The 25,417-nt window shown below is 68.1% G+C and carries 22 protein-coding genes and 1 tRNA gene; 20 read left to right on the forward strand and 3 right to left on the reverse strand.

Annotated features, from left to right (window positions below; all coding sequences use genetic code 11):
- The first annotated feature begins 36 nt into the window (after positions 1 to 36).
- The 6 genes from ACI7YT_RS07520 (at position 37) to ilvC (ending at position 7,466) form a co-directional block, all read left to right on the forward strand.
- On the forward strand, positions 37 to 1,458 hold the full coding sequence (locus ACI7YT_RS07520) for a trehalose-6-phosphate synthase (protein WP_406249922.1): 1,422 nt from the start codon (positions 37 to 39) through the stop codon (positions 1,456 to 1,458).
- 38 nt (positions 1,459 to 1,496) lie between these two features.
- Positions 1,497 to 2,294 (forward strand): trehalose-phosphatase, encoded by a 798-nt coding sequence (gene otsB / locus ACI7YT_RS07525; protein WP_406249924.1) that lies wholly within the window; start codon positions 1,497 to 1,499, stop codon positions 2,292 to 2,294.
- Between the two features lie 9 nt (positions 2,295 to 2,303).
- On the forward strand, positions 2,304 to 4,019 hold the full coding sequence (gene ilvD / locus ACI7YT_RS07530) for a dihydroxy-acid dehydratase (RefSeq protein ID WP_406249925.1): 1,716 nt from the start codon (positions 2,304 to 2,306) through the stop codon (positions 4,017 to 4,019).
- A 66-nt stretch (positions 4,020 to 4,085) separates the two neighbouring features.
- A complete protein-coding gene (locus tag ACI7YT_RS07535) occupies positions 4,086 to 5,888 on the forward strand; it encodes an acetolactate synthase large subunit (protein WP_406249927.1) in 1,803 nt (600 codons plus the stop codon).
- A gap of 4 nt (positions 5,889 to 5,892) precedes the next feature.
- A complete protein-coding gene (gene ilvN, locus ACI7YT_RS07540; protein WP_406249929.1) occupies positions 5,893 to 6,402 on the forward strand; it encodes an acetolactate synthase small subunit in 510 nt (169 codons plus the stop codon).
- A gap of 35 nt (positions 6,403 to 6,437) precedes the next feature.
- Positions 6,438 to 7,466 carry a ketol-acid reductoisomerase gene (gene ilvC, locus ACI7YT_RS07545; RefSeq protein WP_406249931.1) on the forward strand — a complete coding sequence of 343 codons (1,029 nt, stop codon included), beginning with the start codon at positions 6,438 to 6,440 and terminating at the stop codon, positions 7,464 to 7,466.
- Between the two features lie 69 nt (positions 7,467 to 7,535).
- Here ilvC and ACI7YT_RS07550 read toward each other — a convergent pair whose 3' ends face one another.
- The gene (locus ACI7YT_RS07550; protein WP_406249932.1) at positions 7,536 to 10,367 is read right to left on the reverse strand and encodes an FAD-binding and (Fe-S)-binding domain-containing protein; all 2,832 of its coding nucleotides are present in this window, start codon (positions 10,365 to 10,367) and stop codon (positions 7,536 to 7,538) included.
- A gap of 69 nt (positions 10,368 to 10,436) precedes the next feature.
- Between ACI7YT_RS07550 and ACI7YT_RS07555 the strand changes: the two genes are divergently transcribed.
- Positions 10,437 to 11,096 carry a GntR family transcriptional regulator gene (locus ACI7YT_RS07555; RefSeq protein WP_406249934.1) on the forward strand — a complete coding sequence of 220 codons (660 nt, stop codon included), beginning with the start codon at positions 10,437 to 10,439 and terminating at the stop codon, positions 11,094 to 11,096.
- A gap of 4 nt (positions 11,097 to 11,100) precedes the next feature.
- Here ACI7YT_RS07555 and ACI7YT_RS07560 read toward each other — a convergent pair whose 3' ends face one another.
- On the reverse strand, positions 11,101 to 12,030 hold the full coding sequence (locus tag ACI7YT_RS07560; RefSeq protein WP_406249936.1) for a hypothetical protein: 930 nt from the start codon (positions 12,028 to 12,030) through the stop codon (positions 11,101 to 11,103).
- A gap of 72 nt (positions 12,031 to 12,102) precedes the next feature.
- Here ACI7YT_RS07560 and ACI7YT_RS07565 point away from each other — a divergent pair, with 72 nt between their 5' ends.
- The 4 genes from ACI7YT_RS07565 to ACI7YT_RS07580 all read left to right on the forward strand — a co-directional run bounded on the left by ACI7YT_RS07565 (position 12,103) and on the right by ACI7YT_RS07580 (position 15,138).
- On the forward strand, positions 12,103 to 12,582 hold the full coding sequence (locus tag ACI7YT_RS07565; protein WP_406249937.1) for a hypothetical protein: 480 nt from the start codon (positions 12,103 to 12,105) through the stop codon (positions 12,580 to 12,582).
- On the forward strand, positions 12,579 to 12,932 hold the full coding sequence (locus ACI7YT_RS07570) for a hypothetical protein (RefSeq protein ID WP_406249939.1): 354 nt from the start codon (positions 12,579 to 12,581) through the stop codon (positions 12,930 to 12,932). The genes ACI7YT_RS07565 and ACI7YT_RS07570 overlap by 4 nt, the downstream gene beginning before the upstream one ends.
- Positions 12,933 to 13,055: 123 nt before the next feature.
- Positions 13,056 to 14,660 carry a phosphoglycerate dehydrogenase gene (gene serA / locus ACI7YT_RS07575; protein ID WP_406249941.1) on the forward strand — a complete coding sequence of 535 codons (1,605 nt, stop codon included), beginning with the start codon at positions 13,056 to 13,058 and terminating at the stop codon, positions 14,658 to 14,660.
- Positions 14,661 to 14,664: 4 nt separating this feature from the next.
- Positions 14,665 to 15,138 carry a DUF2867 domain-containing protein gene (locus tag ACI7YT_RS07580; protein ID WP_406249943.1) on the forward strand — a complete coding sequence of 158 codons (474 nt, stop codon included), beginning with the start codon at positions 14,665 to 14,667 and terminating at the stop codon, positions 15,136 to 15,138.
- Here ACI7YT_RS07580 and ACI7YT_RS07585 read toward each other — a convergent pair.
- Positions 15,135 to 15,677, reverse strand: a complete 543-nt coding sequence (locus ACI7YT_RS07585; RefSeq protein ID WP_406249945.1) for a TetR/AcrR family transcriptional regulator — start codon at positions 15,675 to 15,677, stop codon at positions 15,135 to 15,137. The two genes, ACI7YT_RS07580 and ACI7YT_RS07585, sit on opposite strands and share 4 nt — an antisense overlap.
- 93 nt (positions 15,678 to 15,770) lie before the next feature.
- Here ACI7YT_RS07585 and ACI7YT_RS07590 point away from each other — a divergent pair, with 93 nt between their 5' ends.
- From ACI7YT_RS07590 to ACI7YT_RS07630, 9 genes are all read left to right on the forward strand, one after another.
- Complete coding sequence (locus ACI7YT_RS07590) at positions 15,771 to 17,306, forward strand: MFS transporter (protein ID WP_406249946.1); 1,536 nt, start codon at positions 15,771 to 15,773, stop codon at positions 17,304 to 17,306.
- 38 nt (positions 17,307 to 17,344) lie between these two features.
- Positions 17,345 to 18,394 carry a 3-isopropylmalate dehydrogenase gene (locus ACI7YT_RS07595; protein WP_406249948.1) on the forward strand — a complete coding sequence of 350 codons (1,050 nt, stop codon included), beginning with the start codon at positions 17,345 to 17,347 and terminating at the stop codon, positions 18,392 to 18,394.
- Positions 18,395 to 18,448: 54 nt separating this feature from the next.
- A complete protein-coding gene (locus ACI7YT_RS07600; protein ID WP_406249950.1) occupies positions 18,449 to 19,561 on the forward strand; it encodes a branched-chain amino acid aminotransferase in 1,113 nt (370 codons plus the stop codon).
- Positions 19,562 to 19,780: 219 nt separating this feature from the next.
- Positions 19,781 to 20,761 carry a hypothetical protein gene (locus ACI7YT_RS07605; RefSeq protein ID WP_406249952.1) on the forward strand — a complete coding sequence of 327 codons (981 nt, stop codon included), beginning with the start codon at positions 19,781 to 19,783 and terminating at the stop codon, positions 20,759 to 20,761.
- 131 nt (positions 20,762 to 20,892) lie between these two features.
- Positions 20,893 to 21,672 carry a fumarylacetoacetate hydrolase family protein gene (locus tag ACI7YT_RS07610; RefSeq protein ID WP_406249953.1) on the forward strand — a complete coding sequence of 260 codons (780 nt, stop codon included), beginning with the start codon at positions 20,893 to 20,895 and terminating at the stop codon, positions 21,670 to 21,672.
- Entirely contained in the window at positions 21,669 to 22,937 is a 1,269-nt protein-coding gene (locus ACI7YT_RS07615; RefSeq protein ID WP_406249954.1) for an MFS transporter, read from the forward strand. Before ACI7YT_RS07610 ends, ACI7YT_RS07615 begins: the two co-directional genes overlap by 4 nt.
- Entirely contained in the window at positions 22,934 to 23,701 is a 768-nt protein-coding gene (locus ACI7YT_RS07620; protein ID WP_406249956.1) for a class I SAM-dependent methyltransferase, read from the forward strand. Before ACI7YT_RS07615 ends, ACI7YT_RS07620 begins: the two co-directional genes overlap by 4 nt.
- Positions 23,702 to 23,741: 40 nt before the next feature.
- Entirely contained in the window at positions 23,742 to 25,247 is a 1,506-nt protein-coding gene (gene gltX, locus ACI7YT_RS07625; protein ID WP_406249957.1) for a glutamate--tRNA ligase, read from the forward strand.
- Positions 25,248 to 25,342: 95 nt separating this feature from the next.
- Positions 25,343 to 25,414, forward strand: a tRNA-Gln gene (locus tag ACI7YT_RS07630).
- The last annotated feature ends 3 nt before the right edge of the window (positions 25,415 to 25,417 follow it).

The following is a 25,417-nucleotide window of genomic DNA, read 5'->3' on the forward strand; positions in this document are numbered from 1 at the left end:
CTACGCTGGAGGCACCGATCAGATGAGGGAGTCTCCATGGCTGTTGCGGAATTCGTCGTCGTCGCGAACAGGTTGCCTGTGGATCGTGTCCAGGGCCCGGACGGCGAGGAGATCTGGCGGACTTCGCCCGGGGGACTGGTCGCAGCACTCGAGCCGGTCATGCACTCCGTGGACGGCGCATGGGTCGGCTGGGCGGGGCAGGCGGATCTCGAGCTGGCACCGTTCGAGACCGGCGGTCTCAAACTGATCCCTGTCGCGCTGAGCGAGCAGGAGGTCGAGGAGTACTACGAGGGCTTCGCCAACGACACGATCTGGCCGCTGTATCACGACGTGATCTCACCGCCGCAGTACCACCGCGAATGGTGGGAGGCGTACGTGATCGTGAACCGCCGGTTCGCGGAGGCGGCGGCGTCGGCCGTCGCGCCGAACGGCACGGTGTGGGTGCACGACTACCAACTGCAGCTGGTCCCCGAGATGGTGCGCGCACTGCGTCCGGACGTGACGATCGGGTACTTCCACCACATCCCGTTCCCGGCGCACGGCCTCTACGCGCAGCTGCCGTGGCGCGACCAGGTGCTGCGTGGCCTGCTCGGCGCCGACGTGATCGGATTCCAGCGCGCGCAGGACGCCAGCTACTTCCTCGCGGCGGTCCGGCGCCGACTGCGCCACGAGGTGAAGGGGGCGAACGTCACCGTGCCGGAGGAGGACGGCGCACGGACGGTCCTGGCCAAGGCGTTCCCCATCTCGATCGACACCGTTCCGTACATCGAACTCGCGGCTCGCCCAGACATCCAGGCGAGGGCGGCGGAGATCCGCGAGAGTCTCGGCAACCCGCGCAAGATCCTCCTTGGTGTCGACCGGCTCGATTACACCAAGGGCATCAGACACCGCATCAAGGCGTACGCCGAGCTGGTCGCCGAGGGGACGCTGAGCGTCGAGGACGTCACGTTCGTCCAGGTCGCGAGCCCGAGTCGTGAGCGGGTGGACTCCTACGTGCAACTGCGCGATGAGATCGAGCTCTCGGTCGGCCGTCTGAACGGCGATTACGACACCATGGGGCACACGGCGATCCGCTACCTGCACCAGGGCTTTCCTCGGGAGGAGATGGTGGCGCTGTACCTCGCGGCCGACGTCATGCTCGTCACAGCGCTGCGCGACGGCATGAATCTCGTCGCGAAGGAGTACATCGCGACAAGGCGCGACAACCGCGGCGTCCTCGTGCTCAGCGAGTTCACCGGTGCCGCCGATGAACTCCGTCAGGCCGTGCGCGTGAACCCGCACGACATCGAAGGCCTCAAGGACGCCATCATGACAGCCGTGCAGATGCCGGCCGCTGAGCAGGGCAAGCGCATGCGCGCGCTGCGCAAGCGCGTGCTCGAGCACGACGTGAACGCGTGGTCGTCGTCGTTCCTCGCCGCGCTGCGTGCAGCCAAGGAGAAGCCGGCGCCGCAGCCGTGAGAGGCTGAGACAGACCCACTTCCTGAGGAGAGATCGCAGTGACCCGTACCTGGACGCCCGGAACCGCTGACGCCGCGCTGACCGCCATCGCCACCACGCCCCGGCTCGTGATCGCGCTCGACTTCGACGGCGTCGCATCGCCGCTTGTCCCTGAACCGATGGCGGCCAGGGCTCTGCCGGCCGTCAAGGAGCAGATCGAGCGCCTCGTGGCTCTTCCGGACACGCAGGTCGCCTTCGTCTCCGGGCGCAGCATGCACGACCTGCGCATCATCACCGAGCACGAGGACGACTCATCCGTCGCGCTCGCCGGATCGCACGGCGCGCAGTACTGGTTCCCCGGGACGGGTGACGCAGCCCCGACCGGTGAGGCGACCGAGGAGGGGGCGCGCGAAGAGCTCTGGGCGGCCGCGCAGCCCATCATCGAACGCTACGAGGGCGCCGAGTTCGAGCCCAAGGCGTTCGGCATGGGAGTGCACACCCGCCGCGCGACGCCGGAGGTCGAGGCCGCGGTGTTCGCCGAGATCGACGCGCTCGTCGCCGACCGCTTCCCGCACTGGCGCCGGCGCTCCGGTCATCGGGTGCTCGAGTTCTCCTCGCGCACCGAGGGCAAGGATGCCGCGATGGGCGTTCTCCGCGAGCACTTCGATGCCACCGGCATCCTGTTCGCCGGTGACGACGTGACCGACGAGGACGCCCTGCGCGTGCTGCTGCCCGGCGACTTGGGCGTACGGGTCGGACCGGGCGAGTCGGCGGCGACGCTGCGTGTCGAGAACCCACAGCAGATCGCCGAACTTCTGGCGCAGGTGGCAACGGAGCGGGCCGCCGGACGGGAATAGACTGCCGTCATGGCCTCGCAGGAACCCACGGACGCGTCCGTCGACATCAAGCCCCGCAGCCGCGTCGTCACGGACGGGATCGAAGCCACGACGTCGCGCGGGATGCTCCGCGCGGTCGGCATGGGCGATGCGGACTGGGACAAGCCCCAGATCGGAATCGCGTCGAGCTGGAATGAGATCACGCCCTGCAACCTGAGCCTGGACCGCCTCGCGCAAGGGGCGAAGGAGGGCGTGCACTCCGGTGGCGGATATCCGCTGCAGTTCGGCACGATCTCCGTCTCGGACGGCATCTCGATGGGCCACGAGGGCATGCATTTCTCGCTCGTCTCCCGCGAGGTGATCGCGGACTCGGTCGAGACCGTCATGATGGCGGAGCGGCTGGACGGCTCGGTCCTGCTCGCGGGCTGCGACAAGTCGATCCCCGGGATGCTCATGGCCAGCGCCCGACTCGGTCTGTCCAGTGTCTTCCTGTACGCCGGCTCGATCGCACCGGGCTGGGTGAAGCTGTCGGACGGCACCGAGAAGGACATCACGATCATCGACTCGTTCGAGGGCGTCGGCGCCTGCCGCGCCGGCCGGATGAGCGAAGAGGACCTCAAGCGCATCGAGTGCGCGTTCGCTCCGGGTGAGGGCGCCTGCGGCGGCATGTACACCGCGAACACCATGGCCTCCGTGGCCGAGGCGCTCGGGCTGAGCCTGCCGGGGTCGGCAGCACCGCCGTCCGCGGATCGTCGACGCGACCAGTTCGCGCATCGTTCGGGCGAGGCCGTCGTCAACCTGCTGCGTCTGGGCATCACCACCAAGGACATCCTGACCAAGGAGTCCTTCGAGAACGCGATCGCGCTCGCGATGGCGCTCGGCGGCTCGACCAACGTCGTCCTGCATCTGCTCGCGATCGCCCGCGAGGCGCAGGTCGAACTCGACCTGCACGACTTCAACCGGATCGGCGACAGGACGCCGCACATCGCGGACATGAAGCCGTTCGGCAAGTACGTCATGAACGACGTCGATCGTCAGGGCGGAATCCCCGTCATCATGAAGGCGATGCTCGACGAGGGGCTCCTGCACGGCGACGCCCTGACCGTCACCGGCAAGACCGTAGCCGAGAACCTGCGCGACCTGGACCCCGACCCGATCGACGGCGAGGTCATCCACACGTTCGACAACCCGATCCACGCTTCGGGCGGCATCACGATCCTGCACGGAACCATGGCGCCGGAAGGCGCCGTCGTGAAGTCCGCGGGCTTCGACGCCGATGTCTTCGAGGGCCCGGCACGCGTGTTCGAACGCGAGCGCGCCGCCATGGACGCCCTCGCCGAAGGCGCGATCCAGGCCGGCGACGTGGTCGTCATCCGATACGAAGGACCGAAGGGCGGGCCCGGTATGCGCGAGATGCTCGCGATCACCGGGGCCATCAAGGGCGCTGGGCTCGGAAAAGATGTACTACTCTTGACGGACGGACGATTCTCAGGCGGCACAACCGGCCTGTGCATCGGCCACATAGCACCCGAAGCGGTGGACGCAGGTCCTATCGCCTTCGTGCGCGATGGTGATCTGATACGGGTCGATATCGCAGCTCGCTCTCTCGACCTACTCGTCGACGAGGCGGAGCTCGCCTCCCGCCGCTCTGGCTGGGAGCCGCTTCCCCCGCGCTATACCCGTGGCGTTCTTGCCAAGTACGCAGCCCTCGTGCGCTCCGCAGCCGAGGGAGCGACGACCGGTTGAGTCTCTGGCCGCCCGAGGCCCTTCGGGCTCACTTCGACGTCGCTCATCAGATCCGAGGAAACAAACATGACTGCTGATTCCGTGTCCGCCGTGCCACGGCCACCGGCCCGTCAGGCCGCAGCCCCAGAACTCACCGGCGCCCAGGCCGTCGTTCGATCGCTCGAACTGCTCGGCGTCACCGACGTGTTCGGCATCCCCGGTGGAGCGATCATGGAGGTGTACGACCCGCTGCTGGATTCCACCGAGCTGCGTCACATCCTGGTCCGTCACGAACAGGGCGGTGGGCACGCGGCCGAGGGCTACGCCGCGGCATCCAACAGGATCGGCGTCACCATCGCCACCTCGGGCCCGGGTGCGACGAACCTCGTCACGGCGATCGCCGATGCGTACATGGACTCCGTGCCGATCGTCGCGATCACCGGTCAGGTGTTCTCGACCCTCATGGGCACCGATGCGTTCCAGGAAGCAGACATCGTCGGCATCACGATGCCGGTGACCAAGCACTCCATCCTCGTCAAGGACGTCAACGAGATCCCGGCCGCCATCGCCGCGGCCTTCGAGATCGCCGGGACCGGTCGCCCCGGACCCGTCCTCGTGGACATCACGAAGGATGCTCAGCAGGCCAAGGCGCCGTTCATCTGGCCGCCCAAGATCGACCTTCCCGGCTACCGCCCGGTGACGAAGGCGCACGGCAAGCAGATCCAGGCCGCGGCCAACCTGCTCGCAGACGCCAAGAAGCCGGTGCTCTACGTCGGCGGTGGTGTCATCCGCGGGCGCGCCTCCGAAGAGCTCAAGCGCTTCGCCGAGACGACCGGCGCTCCTGTCGTCACGACGCTGATGGCTCGCGGGGCGTTCCCGGACTCGCACCCGCAGCACCTCGGCATGCCGGGCATGCACGGCACCGTTCCCGCCGTGCTCGCGCTGCAGGAGTCCGACCTGATCCTGGCGCTGGGCGCACGCTTCGACGACCGCGTGACCGGCAAGGCCGCACTGTTCGCACCGAACGCGAAGGTCGTCCACGTCGACATCGACCCGGCCGAGATCTCGAAGATCCGCAACGCCGACGTGCCGATCGTCGGCGACGTGCGCGACGTGCTCGTCGACCTGGACACCGCGTTCCGCGGCACCATGGGCGCGGACAAGCCGGACACCGACGAGTGGTGGTCCTACCTCGACGGACTGCGTGACGAGTTCCCCCTCGGCTTCCAGCCCACCACGGACGGTCTGCTCTCGCCGCAGCACGTCATCCAGCGCATCGGCGAGCTGACCGGACCCGAGGCCGTGTACGCGGCCGGCGTCGGCCAGCACCAGATGTGGGCGGCGCAGTTCATCAAGTACGAGCGTCCGAACTCGTGGCTCAACTCCGGCGGCGCCGGGACCATGGGCTACTCGGTTCCGGCCGCCATGGGCGCGAAGGTCGCGGAGCCTCACCGTGTGGTGTGGTCGATCGACGGCGACGGATGCTTCCAGATGACCAACCAGGAGCTCGCCACCTGCGCGATCAACAACATCCCGATCAAGGTCGCGATCATCAACAACTCCTCGCTGGGGATGGTGCGCCAGTGGCAGACGCTCTTCTACGACGGCCGGCACTCCAACACCGACCTGAACACCGGCCACGGCACGATCCGCATCCCCGACTTCGTCAAGCTCGCCGAGGCGTACGGCTGCCTCGGCATCCGGGTGGAGAAGGAGGAGGACGTGGATGCCGCGATCAAGCTGGCGCTGGAGACCAACGACCGCCCGGTGGTGATCGACTTCGTGGTGTCCGCCGACGCGATGGTGTGGCCGATGGTGCCGCAGGGCGTCAGCAACAGCTACGTCCAGTACGCCGTCGACCATGCGCCGTCCTTCGAAGAGGAGATGTGACGACATGTCCACTCACGTGCTGAGCCTCCTGGTGGAGGACACCCCTGGTCTGCTGACCCGCGTCGCCGGGCTCTTCGCCCGTCGCGGCTTCAACATCGAGTCCCTCGCCGTCGGCGTGACCGAGGTGCCCGGTATCTCTCGCATCACCGTCGTGGTCGACGTGGAGGACCTGCCCCTCGAGCAGGTGACGAAGCAGCTGAACAAGCTCATCAACGTCATCAAGATCGTCGAGCTCGACTTCGCCACGTCCGTCCAGCGACACCACGTGCTCGTGAAGGTCCGCACGGACAACGCGACCCGTTCGAACGTGATCGAGATCGTGAACCTGTTCCGCGCCTCCGTCGTCGACTACGCGGCCGACGCCGTCGTGGTCGAGGTCACCGGCGACAAGGGCAAGATCGATGCGATCCTGCGCGCTCTCGAGCCCTTCGGGATCAAGGAGCTCTCGCAATCCGGACTGCTCGCCATCGGGCGCGGCGGCAAGAGCATCACCGAGCGCGTCCTGCGCGGCTGACACCCACCCCAGACCACCATCAAGGAGAAATACAAGTGAGTACTGAGATCTTCTACGACGCCGACGCCGACCTGTCGCTCATCCAGGGCAAGAAGGTCGCGATCGTGGGCTACGGCTCGCAGGGCCACGCCCACGCGATGAACCTGCGCGACTCGGGCGTCGAGGTCGCGATCGCCCTCAAGGACGGTTCCAAGTCCATCGAGAAGGCGGAGGAGGCCGGATTCCCGGTCAAGAACGTCGCCGACGCGACCGCGTGGGCCGACCTGATCATGATCCTCGCGCCGGACCAGCACCAGCGCACGATCTACTCCGAGTCGATCGCTCCGAACCTGTCGGCGGGCAAGACCCTGGCCTTCGCGCACGGGTTCAACATCCGCTTCGGCTACATCGATGCTCCTGAGGGCGTCGACGTGATCCTGATCGCTCCGAAGGCACCGGGTCACACCGTGCGCCGCGAGTTCGTCGCCGGCCGCGGCATCCCGGACATCATCGCCGTCGAGAGCGACGCATCCGGCCAGGCCTGGAACGTCGCCCTCTCGTACGCGAAGGCCATCGGCGGCACGCGCGCCGGCGTCATCAAGACGACCTTCACGGAAGAGACCGAGACCGACCTGTTCGGCGAGCAGGCCGTGCTGTGCGGTGGCATGAGCCACCTCGTGCAGGCCGGCTTCGAGACGCTGGTCGAGGCGGGCTACCAGCCCCAGATCGCCTACTTCGAGGTGCTGCACGAGCTCAAGCTCATCGTCGACCTGATGTGGGAGGGCGGCATCGCCAAGCAGCGCTGGTCGATCTCCGACACCGCCGAGTTCGGCGACTACGTCTCGGGCCCGCGCGTCATCGACGCCCAGGTCAAGGAGAACATGAAGGGCGTGCTGTCCGACATCCAGTCGGGTGCGTTCGCCAAGCGCTTCATCGAGGACCAGGACAACGGCGCCACCGAGTTCCTGGAGCTGCGGGCCAAGGAGCAGGAGCACCCGATCGAGGTCACCGGCCGCGAACTGCGTTCGCTGTTCTCCTGGAAGCAGACCGACGAGGACTACACCGAGGGTTCCGCCGCGCGCTGATCCCTTCGCAATCGAAGAACGGGCGTCCCTCGCGGGGCGCCCGTTTTTCGTCTCGGTGGTTCGGAGGCTTCAGCGCGTGAGCTCCTCCAGCACCTCCACGACGTGGCGGTACGGCTTGCCGGTGGCCCTGCTCATGCCGATCTCGCACGTGCGGTTCGCGGACACGAAGGCGTCGAAGCCGCCGCGTTCCGCGTCGGCCACGGCCACCTCGGCGGACTCGACGGCGGTGGCGCTGGCGGTGAGCTCGGGGTGCAGCATCCCACGGTCGCCCGCGAAGGCGCAGCAGCCCCATCCCTCGGGCACGTACACCTCGTCGGCGACGGCCGCAGCCAGAGTTGTCAGCGCGCCCGTCGCACCCAGCGCGGTCGTGGAGCAGGTGGGGTGCACGGCGATCCGCTCCAGCCTGGTCGTCACGGTCAGCCGGGGGAGCACCTCTCTGGCCACGTACGTGGTGGCGTCCTCGATCACGAGCCCGGCGTACTCCGGCCGCTCCGCGACGGACTTGGCGAGCATCACGTGCAAGCCCTCCGTGCACGAGGCCGCGTCGCACACGACAGGAAGCTCGCCCTGACGGCTGGCCTCCCAGAGCGACGCCAGCACGCGGTCGGTCATCCGGTCGTAGCCCGAGAGCTGACCCTTCGACTTCCATGGCGTCCCGCAGCACAATCCACCGGCATCGTCGGGGATCACGATCGGGATGCCGGCGCGATCGAGCAGCGCCATGACGGCATCCCGGGAGCCCTCACCGTGACCCTCAGGGCCGAACATGGTCCCGATGCATGCGCCGAAGAACACCGCCTGCGCGTCTGCGGGCGATACGGGCCGGGGTGGACGCGAGCCGCCGCGGGGGAGGCCGGCGTCGTACAGCGGCACCGTGTCCGAGCCGAGCATCGCCCGGCCGAGCCTTGTCACCCCGGTCACGAGCGGTGCAGGGACGGCATCCGCGAGAGTCAGCGCAACGCCGCCGATCCTCGTCACGGCGCCCCAGCCCTTCGCCGCGGCATCCCACACTCCGTCCTCGAGGCGGGATGCCTCCTCCGCGCGCAGACGGCGGACGAGATCACCGGTGTTGATGTCCACAGGACACGCGACGCCGCACATGCCGTCGACGGCGCAGGTCTGCACGCCCTCGTAGTCGTAGTCCGCGCGCAGCTCCTTCAGCAGCGCGGTGTCGCCCTGCTCCTCGGCCCACGCCATGTCCCGGCGCAGGACGATTCGCTGGCGCGGCGTGAGCGTGATGTCCTTGCTCGGGCAGGTCGGTTCGCAGTACCCGCATTCGACGCAGCGATCCACTTCGCTCTCGACGGTCGGCACGCGTTTGAGATCGTGCAGGTACGACTCCGGGTCCTCGGAGAGGACCACTCCGGGATTCAGGATGCCTGCGGGATCCAGCAGGCGCTTGATGTCCCACATCAGGTCGGTGAGGAAGTCGCCGTACTGGCGACGCACGAACGGCGCCATGATGCGCCCGGTACCGTGCTCGGCCTTCAGCGAGCCGCCCTGACCGAGAACGAGTTCCACGAGATCGGCCGTGAACCGGCGGTACCGCGCGAGACTCTGCTCGTCGTCGAATCGCTCGTTCAGCAGGAAGTGAACGTTGCCGTCCTTCGCATGGCCGAAGATCACCGAACCGTCGTAGCGGTGCGTTGCGAAGAGTTCGATGAGGCGCTCGCACGTGACGAGCAGGCGATCCACGGGGACCACGATGTCCTCGAGCAGCGCTGTCGTCCCCGACGGGCGCGCGCCGGCGACGGCGGTGTACAACCCCTTGCGGACGTGCCACAGCGACGCCCGCTCGGCGGCATCCGTCGTCAGCTTCGGCGCGACCGCGAGGGGGAGCGTCTCGAAATGCGCGATCGCAGCGGCGGACGCGCCCGCGAGCTCCTCGGCATCCGAGGCGTGCACCTCGACGAGCAGCGCGGCGTGCGCATCGACGGCGATCTCCGCGATGGATGCCGGGACATCGCTGAGTCCCTGGGCGACGCGGAGCGACGCGGCATCCAGCAGTTCGACCGTCGCGAGTCCCTGTGCGACGAGACCGGGGAGCGCGGCCATGGCATCGGCCAGCGTGGTGAACACGAGCAGACCGGTGGCGATCTGCGGGCGGATCTCGACCGTGCGGAATCGAGCCTCGGCCACGAACGCGAGGGTCCCCTCCGATCCGATCACGAGGTGCTCGAGGATCCTGACCGGATCGTCGAAGTCGAGCAGCGAGTTCACGCCGTAGCCCATGGTGTTCTTCATGGCGAACTGGGCGCGCACGAAGGCGACGGCTTCGGGCGAGGCCACCAGGCGCGCGCGCAGCGCGAGGAGGCCATCCGCCAGCGCGGGTTCGGCGGCGCGCAGTCGCGCATTCGCGTCCGGTGCGCCCGTGTCCAGGATCGTGCCGCTCGGGAGCACGAGCAGCAGCGAATCGACGGTGCGGTACGAGTTCTCGGTGATGCCGCACGCCATTCCGCTGGAGTTGTTCGCGATGACGCCGCCGATCGTGCAGGCGATCTCACTGGCCGGATCGGGGCCGAGTTTGCGTCCGAAGCGCGCGAGGCGCGTGTTCACCTGCCGCACGGTCGCCCCGGGGCCGACGCGCACCAAGGCGCCGTCAGCCTCGACGGCGATGTGCCGGAAGGCCGAGCGTGTGTCGACGAGGATGTCTCCCGTGACGCCCTGGCCCGAGAGGCTCGTGCCGCCGGAGCGGAAGGTGAGCGTCCGTCCGGCAGCGCGGACCGCGTCGAACGCGCGGGCGACTCCTTCGGCATCCTGCGGGGTGAGGACGGCATCCGGGATGAGCAGGTAGTGCGAGGCATCGTGCGCCCTGGCGAAGCGGTCGATCGAGCGGGACGACACGGTCGTGGTCTGTCCGAGCACGGCGGAGTCGAGGGGATGGGCGAGTGTCGTGGACACAGAAGCTCCTTCGCATCGGATTGTCAGACAAGTGTACCGATTGAAGCGTCCTGCTCTAGGCTGACTCGCATGTCGAACGTTGCGGAGTCCGCGTTGGAGGTCGTCGGTGTCGTGGATGCCGTCACGCAGCGGTTGCGCGGCAGGATCCTTCGCGGTGACATCCGACCGGACACCGCCCTGACCGAGGCGAAGGTCGCGCAGGAGTACGCGGTCGCCCGGCCGAGCGCGAAGGCCGCGATAGAGCAGCTCGTGGCATCCGGCCTCCTGGTGCGCACGGCGTACCGGAGTGCAAGGGTCGTGGCGATCGACGCCGAGGTCGTGCGCGACGTGTATCGCACGCGCACCAGGCTGGAGAGCGCAGCACTGCGCGAGCTCGCACAGTCACGCCGGGTACCGGCCGCCGCGGTGAGCGCCAATGACGAGATCCTGGCGATGCCCGTCGGGCCGGACCCCGCGACGGTCGACCCCGACCTGCGCTTCCATCAGGCGCTCATCCATGCGCTGCAGAGCGAGCGCACCGCACGGATGTACGCGAGCGTGCTCGACGAGGTGCGCCTGTGCATGGCGCAGGTGCAGGGCAGAAGGCTGCTGGATGCCGCGCTCATCGCCGCTCAGCATCAGGCGATGCTCGCCGCTGTCGCGGAGGGGGATGGCGAGCGCGCGGCAAGGCTGCTGACCGAGCACCTCGCCGCAGCCGAGGAGCGCCTGGTCGAGGCGCTCCTCGGCTGAGCCGCTACTGCTCCTGTTCGGCCGGTGCGTCCTCGACCGTGATCGGCGGCTCGACGTCGTCGGCCCACACCGGAGAAGGAAGCACCGTGTCCACCTGCCCGCCCTGGATCGCCCGGAGCGCCTCGGTGATCTCGTCCGCGTTCTCGGGAACGGGGAGACCGCACGTCTCGAGCTCGGACTCGAACCTCAGCGTCAGACGGATCTTGCCGGCCGCGACGGCTTCGGCTGTCGTGCCGGAGACGATCTCGCTGCCGGTCTGGATGTCGGAGACCTCATCGCACACGTGATAGACCTGACCGCCGTCCACCCAGAACACCTCGTCCTCGCCCAGCAGCTGGATCACAGCCGACTGATCCGCCGTGTACTGCTCGACCGACGGCGGGTCGAAGTCGATGCCGAACACGACCGCGAGAGCCGCGAGCGCGATGCCGATGATGCCGGCCGTCGTCTTCTGCCCCTTGTCCATGTCCTTGTTGAGGAAGACGAGGATGATCAGCGGCACGAACGCGATGATCGCGATGATCACGCCGAGCTGGTTCTGCACGAAGAACTTGACGGTGTCCGACTTCTTCGCGGGGTCGAGGCGGTTCGCCTTCTTCCACAGCAGGGATCCGCCGATCGACAGGGCGGCGATGACCACCAGCAGGACGATGAGCGTGATGAACGCCCACTGCGGGAAGGTCGCGGTGACGCCCTGCTCCTCGAGCAGACCCGTGTCGGGATCGCGCACCAGCGTGCCGTCTTCTCCGACGTACACGCGCTGCCGCAGCAGCCAGAAGATCCCGACGGCCTCGGTGGCGATCGCGAGCACCCAGAGTCCGAGGGCGATCCACCGGAATGTCGACGACTGCTTCTTCGAAGCCGCCGTGGGTGTCCAGTCGGAGCCTGCGGCACTTCCTGCCGCAGCGACCGATTCCTTGTTCTGTTCAGCCACCGTGCGCTTCCCCTCATCCGATACTGGCCCTGAGCCTACTGGGACGGCTCGCGGCATCGCTACGCTGGACGCATGACATCGGATCCGGACGACGCGCTCTCCTGGGAGGGCGACGAGGACCGTCCAGCGCAGAAGCCGAGCCTCCCGCAGGGGTGGAACGCCGTCGGCAAGGGCAGTGATCGCGTCGTGACGGACGGCGAAGCGTCCGTCGCCGAGCCAGCGGAACCTGCCGCATCCGAGGAATCCCGGCCTGCGGCGATGAGCCCGGCGATGCTGCTGTTCGTCGGGATCTTCGGGGGAATCTACCTGCTGTACGCCATCGGGTGGGTGATCGGCGGCCTGAACCTGAAGCCGCTCGCGAACCTCATCGTCGCGGACGCGATGTACGTGCCGTGGTTCGTGCTCGCCGTGGCGGCCCCCGCTTTGTGGATGCTCACGGTCTGGGTGCTGACACGGGGCGCGCAGGCGTGGATCCGCGTGCTTCTGCTCCTCGCGGGAGCGGTGCTGCTGGTGCCCTGGCCCTTCGTGATGGTGGGAGCGATCGGATCATGAGCGAGGACACGGTCGAACAGTCATCCGCCCACCCGACGCCCGGGTGGCTGGCCGCGCTCGTCGTCGGCGTCAGCGGACTCTTCTACGCCTACGCCATCTGGAACGCCATCGCGCACATCGTCGCGATGTCCCGACCTGCAGGACTCACCGGCACAGGCTGGATCACCCTGGTGTTCGGTGCGCTCTTCCCTGCCATCGTGTTCGTCCTGGCCTGGGTGATCGGGCGCCGACGCAACGTCGGGGAACTGGCCCTGGTGATGCTCACCGGACTGTCGGTCGTCGCGGTGTTCTGGCTGAGCCTGGTGGGCTACAGCATCCTGAACATGGATGCTCTGGTCCCTCTCCCCTGAGCGGGCCGTCACACGGCGCGGGGGAGCATTCGCGCTCCGGTACAGTGGAACCGATCGCGCCCCGAAGGCGTGCGGCGCATCGATCCCACCCGCGTTGTGACGCTCACACTGAAGGATCCACCTGTGCCGAAGCCCGTCGTGCTCATCGCCGAAGTCCTCTCGCCCGCCACGATCGAGGCCCTCGGCCCCGACTTCGACATCCGCACTGTCGACGGCACGGATCGGGAGGCGCTGTTCTCGGCGCTGGCTGAGGCGGATGCCGTGCTCATCCGCTCGGCGACGAAGGTCGACGAGGAGGCACTCGGGCACGCGCCGAAGCTGAAGGTCATCGCCCGCGCCGGCGTCGGACTCGACAATGTCGACATCAAGGCCGCGACCGCCGCAGGCGTCATGGTCGTCAACGCGCCGACATCCAACATCATCTCGGCGGCGGAGCTGACCTGCGCGCACATCCTGAGCCTCGCCCGCCACGTCCCGGCGGCGAACGCGTCGCTGGCTGCGGGGGAGTGGAAGCGCAGCGCCTACACCGGCACCGAGCTGTTCGAGAAGACGCTCGGGGTCATCGGGCTCGGCCGCATCGGCGCGCTCGTCGCCGCGCGCATGCAGGGCTTCGGCATGAAGGTCGTCGCGTTCGACCCTTACGTGACCAGCGCTCGCGCCCAGCAGCTCGGCGTCGAGCTGCGCGCACTCGACGAGCTGGTCGCCGAGAGCGATTTCATCACGATCCACATGCCCAAGACGCCTGAGACGACCGGCATGATCGGCGCCGAGCAGTTCGCGGCGATGAAGAAGACCGGGTACGTGATCAACGTCGCCCGCGGTGGTCTGATCGATGAGGAGGCGCTGCACGCTGCCCTCGTCGCCGGCGAGCTCGCTGGTGCAGGCCTGGACGTCTTCACGTCGGAGCCGCCGGCCGAGGGCGGCTCGGCGCGTGCGCTGCTGGACCTGCCCAATGTCGTCGTGACGCCGCACCTCGGTGCGTCGACCGATGAGGCGCAGGAGAAGGCGGGCGTCTCCGTCGCGCGCTCGGTCAAGCTCGCGCTCGAGGGCGATCTCGTTCCGGATGCCGTGAACGTCGCCGGCGGCATCATCGACCCGTTCGTGCGTCCCGGCATCGATCTCGTCGAGAAGCTGGGCCAGGTGTTCAGCGGCCTGGCGGGCTCCGCCCTGACCAGCCTCGACATCGAGGTCCGCGGCGAGCTCGCCGACTACGACGTCAGCGTCTACCGGCTCGCCGCACTCAAGGGCATCCTGTCCAACGTGGTGAGCGAGAACGTGTCCTACGTGAACGCACCGCTGTTCGCCGAGCAGCGCGGCATCGAGGCTCGACTGATCGTCGAGAAGGAGAGCCCCGAGTACCGCAACCTCACGACGCTGCGCGGCGCGCTCGCGGACGGTACGGTGCTCACCGTGGCCGGCACCCTCGCCGGCACTCGCATGGTGCAGAAGATCGTCGGCGTCAACGGGTACGACATCGAGGTGCCGCTCGAGCAGCACCACATCGTGATGCTCTACACCGATCGCCCTGGCATCGTCGCGGTGTACGGCCAGAAGTTCGGCGAGGCCGGCATCAACATCGCCGGCATGCAGATCGCTCGCCGCGAGGCCGGCGGTCAGGCGCTGTCGATCCTCACCGTGGACTCGCGGGTACCGGAGGAACTGCTGGCAGAGGTCGGCGCCGACATCGACGCATCCGTGATCCGCCAGATCGAGATCACCGAGGACTGACGCGATGACGGGGGAGCGGCAGTCCGATCCCTCGTTCTTCAGCCTTGCCTTCGGCGAGGGGCGCTTCGATCACGGTGACGTGGTCTTCGTCCCGATTCCCCCGGGAATCACGACCGACGCGAAGACGTGGGCGGAGACGCTGTTCTCGCGTGAGGCGATCCCCGCTGCCGTCCAGGCGCTGTTCGGCGTACGCATGCTGTTCGCCTCGCTGATGGGGCTGCGACCGGCGCCGGCCGGGGTGTTCGACGTGCGCGATGCGCACGGGGACGAGGCGCTGGTGTCGTTCGATGACGACCATCTCGACTTCCGCTGCGCGGTGGGCGTGGATGCGGCGACGAGGATCGTCCGCGTGACGACCGTGGTGCGACTGCACGGTTGGCGCGGTCGGGTGTACTTCGCGCCGGTGAGCCTGCTGCATCCGCTGATCCTGCAGTCGATGCTGCGACGAACCAGGCGAGTGCTCGCCGGTCGACGTTAGCGGACCGCGCGCAGGACCAGGTCGACCAGAGCCTCGAGCTCAGGACCGTGGGGCACCAGACGCGCAGGCCCGTGCACATCGAGCGAGTTGTTGAAGTAGAGCCCGTCGCTGACCAGCATCACGAGGTCGAGTGCGGTCTCGTCGCGGACGTGGGGACGGATCGTGCCGCCCCAGCGTCGGCGCACTTCGCGCAGCGCGTCGGATGCCGCGGGATCCCCGCCCTGGGCGAGCCGGGACGCGGCGATCAGGGCGCGGTCGAGGGCGTCGTCCTCCATGACCGAGGTGCGCACGTAATACGCGACGGGGCCTTCAGGCGCCTCCGCCATGCGCTCGAGATCGAGATCGGTGAGGCGAGCGAGCCGTTCCAACAGGCCGGCGGCGAGATCATCCTTGGAGCCGAAGTGATAGAGCAGCCCGCCTTTGGACACTCCGGCCGCCTTGGCGGTCGCCTCCAGCGTCGCCGTGCGCTCACCATCCTCGATGAGAATCGCCTCGAACGCATCGAGGACGCGTTCGCGTGCGAGGGGAGGGCGGGGCATCGTGCTCCTCTGCTCAGGCTGTGATCAGCGCGGACTCTGTTACTATACCAGCCGGACGGTTAAGTAAGGTCCCGGAGAGTGCAGAGGTGGAAGATGACCGCGTCGATCCCGACGACCGACACGGAGCTGGATGCGCCGCGCGCAGGTGCTCGCGGATGGTGGGCGCTCATCGTGCTCATGCTCCCGGTGCTGCTGGTGTCGGTGGACAACACGGTGCTCAGCTTCGCGCTGCCCGAGATCGCGATCGCTCTGTCGCCCACGGGGGCGGAGCAGCTCTGGATCATCGACGTCTATCCGCTCGTGCTCGCGGGGCTGCTCGTCACGATGGGCACCCTCGGCGACCGCTTCGGACGACGGAAGATGCTACTGATCGGCGCGACCGGCTTCGCGGCGGTGTCCGTGCTCGCCGCGTTCGCTCCCACGGCAGGGGCGCTCATCGCCGCCCGCGCGCTGCTCGGGTTCTTCGGCGCGATGCTCATGCCCTCGACCCTGTCGCTGCTGCGCTCGATCTTCCGCAACCGCGACCAGCGGCGTTTCGCGATCGCGGTCTGGGCATCCGCCTTCTCAGCCGGTTCGGCACTCGGACCCATCGTCGGCGGATTCCTGCTCGAGCACTTCGCGTGGGGATCGGTGTTCCTCATCGCGGTCCCGGTGCTCATCCCGCTCCTCATCGCCGCTCCGCTGCTGGTGCCGGAGAGCCGTGACCCGCATCCGGGGCGCATCGACCTCCTCAGCATCCTGCTGTCGATGGCGACCATGATCCCGATCGTGTACGCGATCAAGTCGCTCGCGGTGGACGGGCCGACCTGGAGCGCCGGAGCATGGGCGGCGCTCGGCGTGCTCATGGGCGCGATGTTCGTGCGGCGCCAGCTGCGCTCGGCGACGCCGATGCTCGACATGCAACTGTTCCGACGGGGGTCGTTCTCGGGCGCGATCATGGTGAACCTCCTCAGCGTCGTCGCACTGGTCGGGTTCCTGTACTTCGTGTCGCAGCACCTGCAACTGGTTCTCGGGCTGTCGCCCATGCAGGCGGGCTTCGCGCTGGTGCCCGGAATGGCCGCGATGATCGTCGCCGGTCTCACCGTGGTGCCGGTGTCACGACGCGTCCCACCGCACGTGGTGGTACCGGCGGCGCTCGTCTTCTCGGTCATCGGGTATCTGCTGGTCGCGTTCAGCAGCGAGGATCACGGCGTTCTCCCCCTGGTCATCGCGTTCGTCGTGCTCGGCATCGGCATCGGAGCGGCGGAGACGATCTCGAACGAGCTGATCCTCTCCAGCGCCCCTGCCGAGAAGGCCGGAGCCGCCAGTGCGGTCTCCGAGACCGCGTACGAACTGGGCGCGGTGCTCGGCACGGCAGTGCTCGGCGGGCTGATCACCGCGTTCTACCGCGGATCGCTCGTGATCCCCGAAGGCATCCCGCACGATGCGGCGGATGCCGCACGCGAGACGCTCGCCGGAGCGTATACCGAGGCGCATCACCTTCCCGCCGAGCTCGGCGATGCGCTGTGGGATGCTGCTGCATCCGCGTTCGGCTCCGGCGTGACCGTGACGTCCCTGATCGGTGCGGGTCTCGTGGTCGCCGCGGGTGTCATCGCCGCCGTCACACTGCGCACGACACGCACGCACTGACCAGTACGCTGGGAGGATTCCCCGATGCAAGGAGTGTCATGTCGCGTGTCGTGAAGCTGGCCGTCATCCCCGGTGACGGCATCGGCCCGGAGGTCGTCGCGGAGGCGGAGCGCGTGCTGGACGCCGTCACGGAGTCCAGCGATGTCGTCTTCGACAAGACCCGCTTCTCGCTGGGAGCGGCACGCTTCCTCGAGACGGGTGACACGCTCACGGACGACGACCTCGCCGCGATCTCCGCGCACGATGCCATCCTGCTTGGCGCGGTCGGCGGCCAGCCAGGTGACGTGCGGCTGAAGGACGCCAACATCGAGCGAGGGCTGCTGCTCAAGCTCCGCTTCTCCCTGGATCACTACGTGAACCTCCGTCCGTCGAAGCTCTACGTCGGGGCGCCGGGCCCGCTCGCCGAGCCGGGCGAGATCGACTTCGTCGTCGTCCGCGAGGGCACCGAGGGGCCGTACGTCGGCAACGGCGGTTCGATCCGCACCGGGACGCCGCACGAGATCGCGAACGAGACCAGCGTCAACACCGCTTTCGGCGTCGAACGCGTCGTCCGCTACGCGTTCGAGCTGGCGGAGCGCCGCGGCAGGAAGCTCACCCTGGTGCACAAGACGAACGTGCTCGTGCACGCCGGTGGCATCTGGCAGCGCGTCGTGAACGAGGTGGCGCAGGAGCACCCCGACGTGGCCGTAGACTATCTGCACGTCGACGCGGCCACCATCTTCCTGGTCACGAACCCGGCCCGCTTCGACGTGATCGTCACCGACAACCTCTTCGGCGACATCCTCACTGATCTGGCCGGCGCCGTCACCGGTGGCATCGGCCTCGCCGCCTCAGGGAACATCAACCCTCGAGGCGACTTCCCGTCGATGTTCGAGCCCGTCCACGGGTCGGCACCGGACATCGCGGGTCAGCAGAAGGCCGATCCCACCGCAGCGATCCTCTCCGTCGCGCTCCTGCTCGATCATCTCGGGCTGCGCGACGAATCCGCACGCATCACCCGCGCGGTCGAAGAGGACATCGCCGCGCGGGATGCCCTTCGTTCAACAGCTCAGGTCGGCGACGCGATCATCGCCCGTCTCCAGGCGTAACCTGGGATACGGCGCAGCGTTCGCCAACGATTCGGACCGTCAGGACACCACATCATGACCATCGGACTCCCTCTTCAGGCTCCTTCCCCCGCAGGCCTCATCTGGCAGGTGACGCGCAATGAGAACGCGCGCTCCGACGCCGAACGCGACGAGATTCTGCAGAATCCCGGTTTCGGACAGTACTTCACCGACCACATGGTCGACCTGTGCTGGTCGGAGAAGGGCGGCTGGCACCGTCCCCGTGTGCAGCCTTACGGCCCGATCCCGCTCGATCCCGCCGCCGCCGTGCTGCACTACTCGCAGGAGATCTTCGAGGGGCTGAAGGCCTACCGGCACGCCGACGGTTCGGTGTGGACCTTCCGCCCCGACCGCAACGCAGCCCGTCTGCAGCGTTCGGCGCGACGACTCGCCCTGCCGGAGCTGCCGGAAGAACTGTTCATCGAATCGCTCAAGCAGCTCGTCGCCGTCGACTCCGGCTGGGTGCCGAGCAACCCGGAGGAGAGTCTCTACCTGCGCCCCTTCATGTTCGCGAAGGAGGCGTTCCTCGGCGTGCGAGCGGCGAAGAAGGTCGGCTACTACCTGATCGCCAGCCCCGCCGGAGCGTACTTCCCCGGTGGTGTGCAGCCGGTGAACATCTGGCTGTCGACCGACTACGCGCGCGCCGGCCACGGTGGCACGGGTGCGGCGAAGACCGGCGGCAACTACGCATCCAGCCTGCTGCCCCAGGAGGAGGCGTACGCGAAGGGATGCCAGCAGGTGCTGTTCCTGGATGGGCAGTACATCGAGGAGCTCGGCGGTATGAACCTCGTGCTCGTCACGCGCGACGGTCGCCTGCTGACGCCGGCATCCGATTCGATCCTCGACGGGATCACGCTCGCCTCGATCCTGCAGCTCGCCGAGGACCGCGGGCTGACGGTCGAGCGGCGCAAGATCACGATCGACGAGTGGCGCGAAGGTGCGGCATCCGGTGAGATCGTCGGCGCGTTCGCATGCGGAACCGCCGCCGTCGTCGTGCCGATCGGCAAATTGATGAGTGACGAGTTCGAGATCGTGCACGAGGGACCGGAGGCGAGCGAGCTCGCCCTGTCTCTGCGCGAAGAGCTCACCGACATCCAGTACGGACGCCGTGAGGACCCGCACGGCTGGTTGCTGCGTCTGGACGCCTGACCGACCCGAACCAGTCTCGCTCACTCCTTCTCGAGACCTCTCCCTGTTTGCAGGAGACCTCTCCTTGCCTGCGAAGCCCCGTCGTATTTGCGCAGTTACGACGGGGCTTCGCAGTTGGGGAGAGGTCTCGATGTGGGGATGGAGATATCCACAGGGCAGATTCAGCCTGCAGCCTGTTGAGAACCCGTTTCCAGCCTCTGCCAGCGCCACGATGGGCGGATGCGGAAAAGGATCACGTTCGACGAAGCCGCGTCGATGCTGCACACGCGCGCCGAGGTGCTCGCGACTGGTGTCGCCGAGAGACAGCTGCAGCTGCTCGTGCAGGCCGGCGTCTGGAAGCGCGTCCATCGGGGCCAGTACGTGCGCGGCGATGAGTGGAGCACCCTCTGGCCGGAAGGACAGCAGCTTGTTCGGGTCCTGGCGTTCGCGCGGTCGAGTCCCGCGCGTGGGCCAGTGTTCACGCACATCTCTGCGGCCGTGCTGTGGGGTTTGCCGTTGTACATGGTGCTGGATGCATACGTCCACATCCTGATCGCCGGCGTACGGCACGCGCGGAGAGCGCGCGGTGTGATGCGGCATGCGCTCATCGTCGGCGACGACGATATCGTCGAGATCAACGGTTTGCTGTGCACCTCGCTCGCGCGCACGGTGTTCGATCTGGCGAGAACCATGTCGCCCGAAGCAGCGGTGTCCGCCGGTGACGCTGCGCAGCGGCAGTTCGCGGTGACGGGCCACACACTGGATACCGATCGCGCAGAGCAATGGCGCGATCAGCTGCGCACGCTGACGACGAGCACCGCACGCGGAGTGCGCAAGGCGCGATGGCTTGCGGAGTTCGCGGATGGTCGTGCCCAGTTGCCGGGCGAGAGTGTGAGTCGTTACCGTCTGCACCAGCTCGGATTCCGTGATGTGGAACTGCAAGTGCCCGTCTCCGGCGCGAACGGTGACGAGTATTTTCTCGACTTCGGTTTCCGGCGATCGCGGAAGTTCGGGGAGTTCGACGGGGAGGGGAAGTACCTCGAGCCCGAACTGCGCAGCGCGCCGACGGCCGAGGATACAGTGCTGGCGGAGAAGCGCCGTGAGGACGATGTACGCGGCGTGACGGGCTGGGGGCTCGGACGATGGGGGCACGCGCACATCGACACCGCGCACACTCTCGGGCGCAGGCTCGCGGCCTTCGGCATCCTTCCACCCGGTTAGCGAGAGACCTCTCGCTGTCTGCGAAGCCCCGTCGTATTCGCGCAAATGCGACGGGGCTTCGCCGCTGGGGAGAGGTCTCGATGCGCAAGGAGGCTGGCGCCCGGTCGCCGCGTCCTGAGTAGGCTGTTCACGTGAAGATCGCTCGGTTCAGCCATGACGACGCCATCCGCTACGGCATCCTCGACGGAGGCGACCTCGTCGTTCTCGCGGGGGATCCGATGTTCGCGGGATACGAGACCACGGGGGATCGCGTTCCGCTCGCGGACGCCGCGCTGCTCGCACCGGTCATCCCGCGCTCGAAGGTGGTCTGCGTGGGCAAGAACTATCACGACCACGCGAAGGAGATGGGCGGCGAGGCGCCGGAGGAGCCGTTGCTGTTCCTCAAGCCGAACACTTCGGTGATCGGCCCCGGCGACAGCATCATCCGCCCGACCGCGCTGTCAGAGCAGACCGACTTCGAGGGGGAACTCGCGGTCGTGATCGGTCGGATCGCGAAGAACGTGCCGGCCGACCGTGCGCACGAGTACGTGTTCGGCTACACGGTCGCCAACGACGTCACGGCGCGCGATCTGCAGCGCCGGGACGGTCAGTGGACGCGTGGCAAGGGCTTCGACACGTTCTGCCCGTTGGGTCCGGTGATCGAGACCGAGTTCGATGCGGATGCCGCGACGATCGAGACCCGCGTCAACGGCGAGGTGCGTCAGCAGGCGCCCCTGACCGACATGATCCACTCGGTCGCCGACATCATCGCGTACGCGTCCGCGGTGTTCACCCTGCTGCCGGGCGACGTCATCCTGACGGGAACTCCCGCCGGCGTCGGACCGTTCGTGGCCGGTGACACGGTCGAGGTCGAGGTCTCGGGCATCGGGGTGCTGCGCAACCAGGCTCGCGACGCATCACCCGTGGCATGACGCTCCTGACGGCGGCCGAGCAGGCGGTCGTCCAGCGCCGCACGGTCCTCATCCTGTCGTTCGGGCAGGTGCTCGGCGGCATCGCCTTCGGCGCCACGGTGTCGCTCGGTGCGCTGCTCGCCGCCGACATCTCGGGGGATGACGCGCTGTCCGGACTGGCGACGGCCGCCGTCACATTGGGCGCTGCACTGTGCGCCATCCCGCTCGCGCGGCTCGCCAGCAGGGTGGGACGTCGACGTGCGCTGACCCTGGGTAACCTCTTCGCGCTGGTCGGTATCGCCATCGTGATCCTCGCCGCGGCGCTGCGGATCTTCCCGCTGCTGCTGGTCGGCATCCTGCTGATCGGTGCCGGCAACGCCGGAAACCTGCAGTCGCGTTTCGCCGCGACCGACCTGGCCGCTCCGCAGCACCGCGGCAGGGACCTGTCGATCGTCGTGTGGGCGACGACGATCGGCGGAGTCGCAGGGCCCCTGCTGCTGGGACCGGGGGAGATCGTCGGCCAGGCCATCGGCATGCCGCCGCAGACCGGCTCGTATCTGTTCTCACTCGTCGCTCAGTCCGCCGCATTCGTTCTCTATGTCGTCGCACTCCGCCCGGATCCGCTGCTGTCCGCGCAGCGCCTCACGATGGATGCCGCGGCCACGGCATCCGCGGCGCAGATCGTCGATCGGCCCAAGGTCGCGCGCTACGCGATGTTCGCGGTCGCCGGGTCGCATGTCGTCATGGCGTCGGTCATGGCGATGACGCCGATCCACCTGTCGCACATGGCGCACGCGTCACACGGCGGACACGCGACGACCGCCGACGTCTCGCTGCTGGTCGGCGTGACGATCGCTCTGCACGTCGCCGGGATGTACGCGCTGTCGCCGGTGTTCGGCATTCTCGCCGATCGCTGGGGCCGGCTCCGTGTCGTGCTCGTCGGCCAGGCGCTGCTCGCGGCATCCCTCCTGTTCGCGATCCTCGCGAACGACCAGGCATGGGGGGTCATGACCGCGCTGATCCTGCTCGGACTCGGGTGGAGCGCCGCGACCGTCGCCGGCGCCGCGCTGCTCACCGAGGCGTCGGCGCCCGAGTTACGCACGCGCCGACAGGGACGAAGCGATTCGCTCATGAGCCTGTCCGCCGCGGCAGGTGCCGTGCTCGCCGGGATCGTGCTCTCGAACTTCCAGTACGCGGGCCTCGGCATCGCCGCGTTCGCGCTCGTCATCGCGATCACGGCACTCGCGCCGCGGGGACGGATGCCGCAGGCGGACGTTCTCCGATGAAGGACTGGGCCGGCTCCGGTGAGGCCTTCGCTGCGTCGTACGCGCAGCTGTGCCTCGGTACCGCCGACCTGCTGATTGCCCGTCTCGGTCCGGCGCAGGAGCGTTCGGTGCTCGACGTGGGAGCCGGCACCGGTGACCTGGCGGCGCGGTTCGTCGAGGCAGGCTGGGATGCCGCGGGTTGCGAGCCCGAATCCTCGATGCGCGTCGTCGCGAAGCGCGAGCACCCCGGCATCTCCATCCGGGACGGTGCGCTGCCGGATCTGCCGCTCCCGGACGCCGCTTACGATGCCGTCACCGCGAATTTCGTTCTGAACCACGTCGCGGACCCGCGCGCGTCCGCCGCCGAGTTGGCCCGCGTCAGCCGTGACCTGCTGGCGGCGACGATCTGGAGCAGGTCGCCGTCGTGGTTCTGGTTCGAAGTCTGCGAGAGCGCCGGTCTGATGCCGGCGGCCGGCGAGCGGCTCCCCGCCGAGAAGGACTTCGAGCGCACGGCCGGCGGTTTCGCCGCGATGCTGTCGGATGCCGGGTGGCGCGACGTGCACGTCGAGGAGCAGGCGTGGACGTGGCACGCGGATCCGGCCGTCCTCTGGGCATCGGCCGAGGGCGGGGTCGCATCGGCCGGCGCGTTCTACACGGCGCTGCGCGAGGACGAACGCCAGCGGTTCCGCGCGGGATTCGACACGGTGTGCGAACGGCGCGGCGCGGACGGCGCGATTCCGCTCGAGCATGTGGCGGTGGTCGCCGTCGGCCGGCGCCGCGCATAGCGCGTGAGCGGCGTCCGCACCCCCGTAGAATCAAAGGGCTATGGCTACTCCGCATCCTCTCACCACGACCGCCAGTGGTGCCGACGTCCGTGTCCGCTTCTGCCCCTCGCCGACGGGCCTGCCGCACGTCGGGCTGGTGCGCACCGCGCTGTACAACTGGGCGTACGCGCGTCACAACGGCGGCAAGCTCGTCTTCCGCATCGAGGACACCGATGCCGCGCGTGACAGCGAGGAGAGTTATCAGCAGCTGCTCGACGCGCTGCGCTGGCTCGAGATCGACTGGGACGAGGGCGTCGAGGTCGGTGGTCCGCACGCGCCGTACCGTCAGTCGCAGCGCCATGACATCTACCGCGGCGTCATCGACAAGCTGCTCGAGGCCGGAGCGCTCTACGAGAGCTATTCGACGGCCGAGGAGATCGACGCCCGCAACGAGGCGAACGGTCGGGCGAAGCAGCTCGGCTACGACAACTTCGATCGCGAGCTCACCGAGGACCAGAAGGCGGCGTTCCGCGCCGAGGGTCGCCAGCCTGCGCTGCGACTGCGTGTGCCGGATGAGGACCTCACATACGTCGACCTCATCCGCGGCGAAGTGACCTTCCCAGCCGGGTCGTTCCCCGACTTCGTCGTCGTGCGACCGAACGGCGTGCCGCTGTACACGTTCGTGAACCCGGTCGACGACGCCCTCATGGGCATCACGCACGTGCTGCGCGGCGAGGACCTCATGCCGTCGACCGCCCGGCAGCTGTCGCTGTACGCCGCCCTCATCGAAGCCGGTGTGACGACCTTCGTCCCTCGTTTTGCCCACATGCCGCTCGTGCTGGGGGAGACGGGCAACAAGAAGCTGTCCAAGCGCGACCCGCAGGCCGACCTGTTCCTGCATCGTGAGCGCGGTTTCATCCACGAAGGACTCCTGAACTACCTGGCGCTGCTGGGCTGGTCCATCGGACCGGACCGCGACGTGTTCTCGCTGGCCGAGTTCACCGCCGCATTCGACATCGAGAACGTCAACCCGAACCCGGCCCGCTTCGACCAGAAGAAGGCCGAGTCGATCAACGGCGACCACATCCGGATGCTGGCGGAGAAGGACTTCGCCGAGCGGATCATCCCGTACCTCGCTGCGGCCGGCCTGTTCGACGAGCCCACGCACGAGCAGCTGGTGCTGGCGTTCCGCGCGGCGCCGCTGGTTCAGGAGCGCGTGCAGTTGCTGGGGGACGTTCCCGGGATGCTCGGCTTCCTCTTCACGGACGAAGTCTCGTACGACGCGGACGCGCTCAAGGGCCTGCCCGCCAACAGCGCGGAGGTGCTGGATGCCTGCGTCGCCGCTCTCGAGCCCGTCACCGACTTCACCCCGCAGGTGATTCAGGACGCTCTCGCAAAGGCGCTGGTCGAAGACCTCGAGCTCAAGCCGCGGGTGGCCTACGGTCCGCCGCGTGTCGCGATCACCGGTCGCCGCGTGTCGCCACCGCTGTTCGAGTCGATGGAACTGCTCGGCAAGGACGTGACGCTCGCGCGCCTGCGGGGGCTCTCGCAGGTCCTCGCCGGCTGACGACGCGCCCGGGCGGCGCCTGCGGGCCTCGTTTTGGCGTTATGGCCGCCGCTCGGGTAAGCTTGACTCTCGGTGCGAAGCTCAGTTTTCGCCCTTGGGGTATGGTGTAATTGGCAACACAGCGGTTTCTGGTACCGCCATTCTTGGTTCGAGTCCAGGTACCCCAGCAC

It is taken from the genome of Microbacterium sp. M, assembly GCF_045181065.1.
GTDB lineage: Bacteria > Actinomycetota > Actinomycetes > Actinomycetales > Microbacteriaceae > Microbacterium.